Here is a 9,053-nt window from a genome sequence, read left to right as displayed (position 1 = left end):
GCGGATGCTGAACGGCGCAGGGGGAGAGCGTCGTTCAGCGTGTCTGTCTTTAGCGAGGGTATTGCGAGCGCCTGCCTTGTTGAAGCCGCCGCTCAGGGACATGGCGGCCTCTGAAGATCATTGCGTTTCCGATACTCCAGATAGTCGTTCCAGGAGGTTAGGGTCTCGAACAATTCGTTCGTTTCCTCAGCCCCAAGGCGCGCCATTTTCTCAGACGATGAGCGATCGAGCCGGATCGCTCGACATTACCCAGATCTTTCCAGCATTCTGCGGACGCGTGATGACAAGATGTTCCTTTCAGGGCGTCTTCCCGAAATGTCGCCGAGTCAGTTAAGACGAAACGCAGAATGGTGTTTGTAACGAAAGCCGGCGGCTGGAACCCTTCGCATCCGCCAGTCGTGCCCAGGCCTGGCGGATGAAGCGATTCGGCATGGCCTGGCCGGAGGGGGCCGGAGAGGCGACGTGGCAATACCCGCTCCAGCTGGCGGTGCATGCCGCGGGCAATGGCTGGCGACCGTTCCTGGTGAACGGCCTGCCAGCGACGGGCGACCTCGCCCCGCTGCACCGGCAGGCCCTGCTTCTTGCCACTGAGGGCGGTGCCGGCGATCCGGCGGGCGAGGCGCCCGGCTGCGCGATCCTGCATTGGCTGGGCGAAGGGCTGACCCTGCCCGCTGGGCGCATGGCGGGGGAGCCGGATATCGGCCTCGCGCGGCTGCACCGGACGGATATACCGGCGCAGCGCCTCCGTGCGGTCGCGCAATGGCCGCTGATCCTCGCCGCCTCGTCCTGGAATCGGCAATTGCTGCGGGACAAGGGGCTGACCAACGTGCTGCGCTGCCCGCCCGGCATCGATCTGTCGCTGTTCCATCCGGCCAATCGCGCCGGGCTTTTCCCCGGCCGATTCCTGGTGTTCGCCGGCGGCCCGCTGACCTACCGAACCGGGCCGGACATTCTCGCCGCCGCCTTCAGCCGGTTCCGCCAGCGCCACCCGGAGGCGCTGCTGGTCGCCGCCTGGGCGGCGCCGGGCGCCGAGCCCTCACTGCCCGACGCGACGGGCCTGCCGGTCGCCGCTTGGCTGGCGCGCAACGGGCTGGGGCCGGAGGCAGCGCTCGATCTGGGGGCGGCGCCGCAAGCCAACTTGCCGACCATCTTGCGCGAATGCGATGTCGCGGCCTTCCCCAGCCGCTGTGAGGGCGACCCCAACCCGCTGGCAATGGCGGCGCTGGCCTGTGGCGTGCCCACCATCCTGTCGGGCAATACCGGCCATCTGGATCTGGTCGGGGATCACCTCTACTGCCTGAAGGACCAGCGCGAGATCGCCGGGGAGGGCGGGGCCCGGGACGGCTGGGGCGACTCCAGCGTCGAGGAATTGCTGGAAACGCTCCAGCGTATCCATGACCGGCGGCACGAGGCCCGCGCCAAGGCGCAGGCGGCGGTGCGCTATATGCTCGACTGGAGTTGGGAGCGCCAGAGCGCGAGCCTGCTGGCGGCGATCGAAAAAGCTATCGCGGGCTCTCCCCCGCCCTATGGGCCGCGGGAGGCCTATGCCTGGGGCATATCCCTGCATCAGGCGCAGCAGACCGCCAAGGCGGAGCGGGTCTACAGCGCCATTCTGCAACGCGTGCCGGCCCATGTCGGGGCGCGGATGGATCGCGCCAATATCCATCGCATGACGGAAGACTATAGCGCGGCGGAAGCGGATTTCCGGCGCGTGCTGGGCAGCCGCCCCGATCACGCGCCGGCGCTGCGCAGCCTGGGAAACATGTTGCGCAGCGTCGGCCGGCTGGACGAATCGGCAAAAGCGCTGCGCCGCTCCGTCGACATCGATCCGCGCGCCGCCGCCCATTGGGATCTCGCCTTCACCCTGTTGCTGCAGGGACGCTACGCCGAGGCCTGGCCGCATTTCGAGCATCGCCATGCCGCCCTTGGGTTGCGCATGCCAGAGGCCAGCCTGCCGCGCTGGGATGGCGGCCCGGTTGGCGGCCGCACGCTGCTGGTGCTGGACGAACAGGGCTTGGGCGACACGGTGCAGTTTCTGCGGTTCCTGCCGCATATTCCCTCCGCCGCCCGGATCGGCGGTGGCGGGCGCGTGATCTTTGCCGGTAAGGCCGAGACCCTGTCGATGGCGCGGCGCCTCCTGCCGCCGGAGGATGTGTTCGACTGGGACCGGCCATTTGCGCGCACCCAATGCTGGGTCGGGCTGATGTCGCTGCCGAGGCTGCTGGGAATTCGCCGGCCGGAGGATATTCCGGGCGAACCGCTGCACGCCTTGCGCGACCCCGCGCGCATCGCCGCCTGGCGGCCGAAGGTGCGGGCCACGGGCGACCGGCCGGTCGTCGGGCTGTGCTGGCGCGGCAATCCCTATTTCGTCGGCGATGCGAAACGCTCGCCGGGGCTGGCGGCGCTGCGGGCGATCCTGGCGGTGGAGGGGGTGCGCTTCGTCTCCCTGCAGGTCGGGCGGGCAAGGCGCGAGATCGAGGATCTGGGCCTGGAGCGAAGGCTGGCCGATATCGGCGGCGCGGTCGAGGCGGCCGGCAGCGACTGCCTGGACACACTGGCGGTGCTGGAGAGTTGCGACCTTGTCATCTCCTCCTGCACCTCGCTGGCGCATATGGCCGGCGTGGTCGGCCGCCCGGCCTGGGTGCTGCTGAGCGACCAGCCGGATTGGCGCTGGATGACCGAGCGCGAGGATTCGCCCTGGTATCCCTCGCTGCGGCTGATCCGCCAGCGCGCGCCGGGCGACTGGGCGGGCGTTGCTGCCGCCGCCGCCGACAGGCTGGCGCGCTGGCGCGACAGCCGCTGAGAGGAAGACCGCCCCGACGGAGCCGAGGCGGTCCGCCCGATCAAGCCGCCTTCAGCGCCTTGTCATTGGCCGCTTCGTCGGCCAGTTTGGTCAGGTCCTGGTCGGTCTTGGTTTCTTCCTTCAGGGTCTCGTCGAGCAGCTTGACTGCCTCGGCGTGGCCCAGCACCTGCGCCCAGCGCTTCAGCGTGCCGTAGCGGGTGATCTCGTAATGCTCGACCGCCTGGGCGGCGGCCAGCAGGCCGGCGTCGAGCGCCGGGTCGCCCTTGAATTCCTCCAGCATTTCCTCGCCCTCGGCGATGATGCCTTCGATGGCGTCGCAGGTTTTACCCTGCGGGCGCTTGCCGATGATCTCAAAGATTTTCTGCAGCCGTTCGATCTGCCCTTCGGTCTCCTCGCGATGCTTCTCGAACGCGGCCTTCAGCTTCGGGGATTCCGCCCCGCGCATCATTTTGGGCAGCGACTTCAAGATTTTCCGCTCGGCGTAATAAATGTCCTTGAGCGTTTCGTGGAACAGCTTGTTCAGGCCCTTTTCCGCCATGGGATATCCTCCTTGTGCGATCTGTATAAGTCGCGTCCCGGTCGGGGCGCTTACCGCAATCGAACCGGGCTTGAGGGGCTTTGTTCCGCCCGCGGCATCGTGGGCGGCGGCAAAATGCATTATGCCCCAAAGGGTTATGGCGCTATGCCGGCAAGACCATATCTTCCCCGCCCACAACAGGACGGTTTCGCGCCAAAAATCCCGCCGGCGAAGGCCTACAGGGGTGTCACGAAACTTTCATCGAACCGACACGAAGCGATAACGGGCGGCTGACACAACTATGCCCGTCAATCTCGGCTGGCGCCTGGGCATTCGATGACGCGCCCGCGTCCCGTCTTAGACAGCTTTTATGACGGCCTCCTGCCGACCGATCACGAACGGAAGAGAAATGGCGGCATGCGACCGCCCCCGCTTCCGGTAAACCTTGGAGAACGACAGTGAAAAAATTCTTCCGCAGCATGGCAGTGGCCGGCGTCGCGCTCGCCGCTGGTCTGTCCCCGGCGCTCGCCGCCGAAATCTCGGGCGCCGGCGCCAGCTTCCCCTATCCGATCTATGCCAAGTGGGCCGATGCCTATAAGGCCGAAACCGGCACTGGCATGAACTACCAGTCCATCGGCTCCGGTGGCGGCATCAAGCAGATCAAGGCGAAGACCGTGACCTTCGGCGCGTCCGATGCGCCGCTGAAGGGCGAAGACTTGGCCGAGACCGGCCTGGTGCAGTTCCCGATGGTCATGGGCGGCATCGTGCCGGTCGTGAACCTCGACGGCATCAAGCCGGGCGAGATGGTGCTGGACGGCCCGACGCTGGCGAAGATTTTCATGGGCGATGTGAAGAGCTGGAACGCCCCGGAGATTCAGAAGCTGAACCCGAACATGAAGCTGCCGGACCAGGCGATCGCCATCGTGCATCGTTCGGACGGGTCGGGCACCACCTACAATTTCGCCTACTACCTGGCCGAAGTCAGCCCGGCCTGGAAGGATAAGGTCGGCGTCGCGACCTCCTTGCAGTGGCCGGCCGGCATTGGCGCCAAGGGCAACGAAGGTGTTGCCGGCAACGTCGCCAACACCAAGGGCGCCATCGGCTATGTCGAGTACGCCTACGCCCTGCAGAATGGCCTGACCCACGCCAACATGATCAACAAGGCCGGCAAGACCGTCGCGCCGACCGCCGACGCCTTCCAGGCCGCCGCCGCCAACGCCGACTGGAAGTCCAAGCCGGGCTACGGCGTGATCCTGGCGAACCAGCCGGGCGACGCTTCCTGGCCGATGACCGCCGCCACCTGGATCCTGGTCTATGCCAAGCCGCAGGACCCGGCCGCCACCGCCGACGCCCTGAAGTTCTTCTCCTGGGCGTACGACAAGGGCGACAAGATGGCCGACGAGCTGCACTACGTCGCGATGCCGGACAACGTCGTTGCCGACATCAAGAAGACCTGGGCGGCCGAGATTAAGGACGCGAGCGGCAAGCCCGTCTTCACGAACTAAGTTTGCTATCCGGGATGGGGCGTCGTTCGCACGGCGCCCCATCTTGCTTTTCAGATCGGGGATTTCCTCGCTATCGCGTTAGACGGTATATCAAGCCGGTACCGTCTAACGAGACAGTGAGAACGCGTGAACGATACACCGAACCGGAGACGTGATGTGACGAACGTTGCAATGCGAAGCAGCGCCGCGGAATCCGCTGCACCCACGCAGAGCGCGATTCTCAATAAGCTGCGCGGCCGGGATGCGATCTTCCATATGCTGACCCGCATCGCGGCGCTCGGCGTTTTGCTGACCCTGGGCGGGGTGATCGTTTCCCTGATCTTCGGCGCCTGGCCCGCCCTCAGTACCTTCGGCTTCGATTTCCTGTTCACCGCCAGCTGGAATCCGGTGACCGAGAAATTCGGCGCGCTGGCCCCGATCTACGGCACTCTGGTGACCGCGATCATTGCGCTGGTGATCGCGGTTCCCATCGGCCTGATGGTCGCGATGTTCCTGACCGAGCTGTGCCCGATGGCGCTGCGCCGGCCGATCGGCATCGCGATCGAGCTTCTTGCCGGCATTCCCAGCATCATCTACGGCATCTGGGGCCTGTTCGTCTTTGCGCCCTTCCTGCAGCAAACGCTGCAACCCTTCCTTATCAGCAGCTTCAGCTCCATCCCGGTGCTGTCCACCCTGTTCGCAGGCCCACCCTACGGCATCGGCATCCTGACCGCCGGGCTGATCCTGGCGATCATGGTGCTGCCCTTCATCACCTCGATCTCGCGCGACGTGTTCGAGACGGTGCCGCCGGTGTTGAAAGAGGCCGCCTACGGCATGGGCTGCACGACCTGGGAAGTGATGCGCAACATCGTGCTGCCCTATTCGCGCGTCGGCGTGGTCGGCGGCGTGATGCTGAGCCTGGGCCGGGCGCTGGGCGAGACCATGGCCGTGACCTTCGTGATCGGCAACGCCCATCGGATCTCCGGGTCGATCCTGGCGCCTGGCACGACGATCTCGGCCTCCATCGCCAATGAATTCACCGAGGCCGTGGACCTGATGCACAGCTCGTCCCTGGTCGCCCTCGGCCTGATCCTTTTCGTCATCACCTTCATCGTGCTCGCCATCGCGCGCTTCCTGCTGATGTATGTCGAGCGGCAGAGGTAATTCATGTCAAACCCGCTTTATGCCGGCCGCAACCGCCGCAACAAGATCGCCGTCTCGCTGGCGCTGGTCGCTACCGCCATCGGCCTTGGCTGGCTGGCGATCATCCTCGGCACCCTGCTGTGGAAGGGTTTCAGCGGCATCAACCTGCAGGTCTTCACCGAAATGACGCCGCCGCCGGGCGGGACCGGCGGCCTGCTGAACCCGATTATCGGCAGCCTGATCATGACCAGCCTCGCGGTGGTGATCGGCACGCCGATCGGCATTCTGGCCGGCACATACATGGCGGAATACGGGCGCTACAGCAAAATCACCAGCTATGTGCGCTTCATCAACGACATCCTGCTCAGCGCACCTTCCATCGTCATCGGCCTGTTCGTCTACGAGATCATGGTCTATCCAATGGGGCATTTCTCCGGTTGGGCCGGCGCGGTTGCGCTGTCGCTGATCGTCATCCCGGTCGTTGTGCGCACCACGGAGGACATGCTGCTGCTGGTGCCAAATCAGCAGCGTGAGGCAGCCTTCGCGCTCGGCATGCCGCAGGCCTATGTCATCCGCAATGTGTGCTACAAGGCGGCGCAGGCGGGCATGCTGACCGGCGTGCTGCTGGCCGTCGCGCGCATCAGCGGCGAAACCGCGCCCTTGCTGTTCACCGCGCTGAACAACCAGTTCTGGACCACCGACCTGAATGCGCCGATGGGCAGCCTGCCAGTCGTCATTTTCCAGTTCGCTTTGAGCCCGTATGAGGATTGGCAGCGTCTGGCCTGGGCCGGCGCCTTGATCATCACCATGGCCGTCCTCGCCCTCAGCATAACCGCGCGAACCCTTGGTGGAGCTAAGAAAGCGATATGAGCATCGACACGACGACGACCTTCCGCGACAGCTTCTCCTCCTCTGGGAAGATGCCGGTGGCGAAGGATTCCGCGGGCCTGGAAGAACGGGTTCTGGTGCGCAACCTCGATTTCTTCTACGGCGAGAGCAAGGCGCTGAAATCGATCAGCGTGCCGTTGTACCGCAACAAGGTCACCGCCTTCATCGGCCCGTCGGGCTGCGGCAAGTCGACCCTGCTGCGGGTGCTGAACCGGATGTACGAGCTGTATCCGAAACAGCATGCCGAGGGCGAGGTGCTGTTCGACGGCGCCAACATCCTGGACGAGAAGCAGGATCTGAACCTGCTGCGGGCGCGCATCGGCATGGTGTTCCAGAAGCCGACGCCCTTCCCGATGTCGATCTACGACAATATCGCCTTCGGCATCGGCCTGTACGAAAAGCTGCCGCGCAGCGAGCTGGACGGCCGGGTGGAAACCGCCCTGCGCCGCGCCGCGCTGTGGAGCGAGGTGAAGGACAAGCTGAACAGCAGCGGCCTCAGCCTGTCCGGCGGCCAGCAGCAACGCCTGTGCATCGCCCGCACCGTCGCCGTGAAGCCGGAAGTCATCCTGCTCGACGAGCCCTGCTCGGCGCTCGACCCGATCTCCACCGCGAAGATCGAAGAGCTGATCGAGGAGTTGAAGGACGATTACACCATCGTCATCGTCACCCATAACATGCAGCAGGCCGGTCGCGTCTCCGACTTCACCGCCTTCATGTATCTGGGCGAGCTGGTCGAGTTCGATTCGACCGAGAAGATTTTCACCTCGCCGGGCGACAAGCGCACCCAGGACTACATCACCGGCCGCTTCGGCTGAGGATTGCGGCGTCCGGCGGCGCCCGGTGGCGGTGCGGCTCGGCCTAAAGGCCGATCAGCACGCCGCCGGCCCCGGATAGCAGCACGACCGCCCAGGACGGCGTCTTCCAGACGGTCAGCAACAGGAAGCCGGTGAGCGCCAGGGCGAATTCCGCCGGACCCAGGATCGTCGCCGTCCACAGCGGGTCGTACAGCGCGGCCCCCAGCAGCCCGACCACGGCCGCGTTCGCGCCGCGCATCAGCGCCTGCGCCGTCGGCCGCGAGCGGAAGACATTCCAGAACGGGATCGCGCCGACCAGCAGCAGGAAGCCCGGCAGGAAGATGGCGACCAGGGCGAGGGCGGCCCCCGCCAGACCATTCGGCGTCGGCTCCAGCACCGCGCCCAGATAGGCGGCGAAGGTGAAGATCGGCCCCGGTATGGCCTGCGCCGCGCCATAGCCGGCCAGGAAGGCGTCCGGCGTCACCCAGCCGGGATCCACCACCGCCGATTCCAGCAACGGCAGCACCACATGCCCGCCGCCGAACACCAGCGCGCCGGCGCGGTAGAAGGCGTCGAACACCGCCAGCCCCTGACTTCCGGTCAGCGCGCCGGCCAGCGGCAGCCCCACCAGCAGCAGGCCGAACAGCGCCAGGCAGACCATCCCCACGCCGCGCGACACCGGGAATATCACCAGCCCGCCCGGCATGCCGGCACCGCCCCGGCACAGCGCCAGGCCGGCCAGGCCGCCAGCGGCAATCGCCGCGACCTGACCGAGCGCGCCGCCCATCGCAAGGACCAGCAGCAGCGCCGCCAGGGCGATGCCGGCGCGGGTCCGGTCCGGGCACAGGCTGCGGGCCATGCCCCAGATCGCCTGGGCGACGATGGCGACGGCGACGATCTTCAGCCCGGTAAGGATTCCGTCTCCGAGCGGCCCGCCGATATCGCCCGCGCCCAGCGCCAGCAGATACAGCGCGATGGCCGAGGGCAGGGTGAAGGCGACCCACGCCGCCAGCGCGCCCAACGGACCGCCGCGCAGCAGCCCCAGGGCAAAGCCGGTCTGGCTGCTGGCCGGGCCGGGCAGGAACTGACACAGCGCCACCAGATCGGCATAGCCGGCCTCGTCGATCCAGCGCCGCTTCACCACAAGCTCTTCGCGATAATAGCCGAGATGCGCGATCGGCCCGCCGAAGGAGGTAAGCCCCAGCTTCAGGAAGGTGAGGAAAACCTCTCCCGCCCCGCCGCGCCCCTGGCTGCCTTCCGCGCGTTCCATATCCCATACCCGGTCTGTTGCTTGGGTCTCTCTCATCGCCTGGATGGCGGCGGCGTTCAACCGCTTAATTCGATACCGCGCCAACATGGAAAATGCGGTAACCTGCGTGTAATCGGGCGCACAAGGAACGCCTGAAATGGAGAGAGCAGAGTAG

Annotated in this window: 7 protein-coding genes; 5 read left to right on the top strand and 2 right to left on the bottom strand. The window is 66.2% G+C overall.

What is annotated here, in order from left to right; all coding sequences use genetic code 11:
- Positions 1 to 415: 415 nt before the first annotated feature.
- Positions 416 to 2,803, top strand: a complete 2,388-nt coding sequence (locus AUP43_RS11235) for a tetratricopeptide repeat protein (RefSeq protein ID WP_067556739.1) — start codon at positions 416 to 418, stop codon at positions 2,801 to 2,803.
- 40 nt (positions 2,804 to 2,843) lie between these two features.
- Here AUP43_RS11235 and AUP43_RS11230 read toward each other — a convergent pair whose 3' ends face one another.
- A complete protein-coding gene (locus AUP43_RS11230) occupies positions 2,844 to 3,341 on the bottom strand; it encodes a YciE/YciF ferroxidase family protein (protein ID WP_067556737.1) in 498 nt (165 codons plus the stop codon).
- A gap of 437 nt (positions 3,342 to 3,778) precedes the next feature.
- Here AUP43_RS11230 and pstS point away from each other — a divergent pair, with 437 nt between their 5' ends.
- From pstS to pstB, 4 genes are all read left to right on the top strand, one after another.
- Positions 3,779 to 4,825 (top strand): phosphate ABC transporter substrate-binding protein PstS, encoded by a 1,047-nt coding sequence (gene pstS / locus AUP43_RS11225; protein ID WP_232315073.1) that lies wholly within the window; start codon positions 3,779 to 3,781, stop codon positions 4,823 to 4,825.
- Positions 4,826 to 4,996: 171 nt separating this feature from the next.
- On the top strand, positions 4,997 to 5,968 hold the full coding sequence (pstC, locus tag AUP43_RS11220) for a phosphate ABC transporter permease subunit PstC (RefSeq protein WP_067556735.1): 972 nt from the start codon (positions 4,997 to 4,999) through the stop codon (positions 5,966 to 5,968).
- Positions 5,969 to 5,971: 3 nt separating this feature from the next.
- Positions 5,972 to 6,817 carry a phosphate ABC transporter permease PstA gene (pstA, locus tag AUP43_RS11215; protein ID WP_067556733.1) on the top strand — a complete coding sequence of 282 codons (846 nt, stop codon included), beginning with the start codon at positions 5,972 to 5,974 and terminating at the stop codon, positions 6,815 to 6,817.
- Complete coding sequence (gene pstB / locus AUP43_RS11210; protein ID WP_456093693.1) at positions 6,814 to 7,650, top strand: phosphate ABC transporter ATP-binding protein PstB; 837 nt, start codon at positions 6,814 to 6,816, stop codon at positions 7,648 to 7,650. Before pstA ends, pstB begins: the two co-directional genes overlap by 4 nt.
- 43 nt (positions 7,651 to 7,693) lie before the next feature.
- Here pstB and chrA read toward each other — a convergent pair whose 3' ends face one another.
- Positions 7,694 to 8,899, bottom strand: a complete 1,206-nt coding sequence (gene chrA, locus AUP43_RS11205) for a chromate efflux transporter (RefSeq protein WP_157089325.1) — start codon at positions 8,897 to 8,899, stop codon at positions 7,694 to 7,696.
- Between the last annotated feature and the right edge of the window lie 154 nt (positions 8,900 to 9,053).

This window comes from Oceanibaculum pacificum (assembly GCF_001618175.1).
Taxonomy (GTDB): Bacteria; Pseudomonadota; Alphaproteobacteria; order Oceanibaculales; family Oceanibaculaceae; genus Oceanibaculum; species Oceanibaculum pacificum.
This window is presented reverse-complemented; position numbering and strand designations above follow the sequence as displayed.

Excerpts from the sequence above, each read along its gene's own strand:
- AUP43_RS11235 (WP_067556739.1), top strand. The coding sequence starts at position 416 with ATGAAGCGATTCGGCATGGCCTGGCCGGAGGGGGCCGGAGAGGCGACG.
- AUP43_RS11230 (WP_067556737.1), bottom strand. The coding sequence starts at position 3,341 with ATGGCGGAAAAGGGCCTGAACAAGCTGTTCCACGAAACGCTCAAGGAC.
- pstC (WP_067556735.1), top strand. The coding sequence starts at position 4,997 with ATGCGAAGCAGCGCCGCGGAATCCGCTGCACCCACGCAGAGCGCGATT.
- pstA (WP_067556733.1), top strand. The coding sequence starts at position 5,972 with ATGTCAAACCCGCTTTATGCCGGCCGCAACCGCCGCAACAAGATCGCC.
- pstB (WP_456093693.1), top strand. The coding sequence starts at position 6,814 with ATGAGCATCGACACGACGACGACCTTCCGCGACAGCTTCTCCTCCTCT.
- chrA (WP_157089325.1), bottom strand. The coding sequence starts at position 8,899 with ATGGAACGCGCGGAAGGCAGCCAGGGGCGCGGCGGGGCGGGAGAGGTT.